This window comes from Xenorhabdus santafensis (assembly GCF_033949405.1).
In the GTDB taxonomy this organism is placed as follows: Bacteria; Pseudomonadota; Gammaproteobacteria; order Enterobacterales; family Enterobacteriaceae; genus Xenorhabdus; species Xenorhabdus santafensis.
Genome location: NZ_VCDN01000275.1, coordinates 1 through 238, shown reverse-complemented (window position 1 = coordinate 238; position 238 = coordinate 1). Strand labels below are relative to the sequence as shown.

The window sequence follows — 238 nt, the reverse complement described above, 5'->3', positions numbered from 1 at the left end:
GAGTACAGAGGAAAACAGTATGGCAGTTCAAGAGATTGCAAGTTCTATTGAAGGTTTAAGAGTAGGGGCACAGTCTCAAAAAACTTCAGTACAACAATGTTTAGGAATTGTGCATGGAATGGAAGATAAGGTAGAAGAAATAACTGGGGCTGCGAAACAAGTTGCGGTTGCTTCTGAAGGTATGGAGCAACATTCAATTGAAGGTAATGAAGTGATTGGACAAATTATTAATCAAATG

General features: G+C 38.2%; 1 protein-coding gene. It reads left to right on the top strand.

Annotated elements, in window-relative coordinates; translation table 11 throughout:
• Positions 1–19 precede the first annotated feature (19 nt).
• Positions 20–238: hypothetical protein (locus FE392_RS22475; RefSeq protein ID WP_319931906.1), on the top strand; the 219-nt coding region annotated here is incomplete at its 3' end.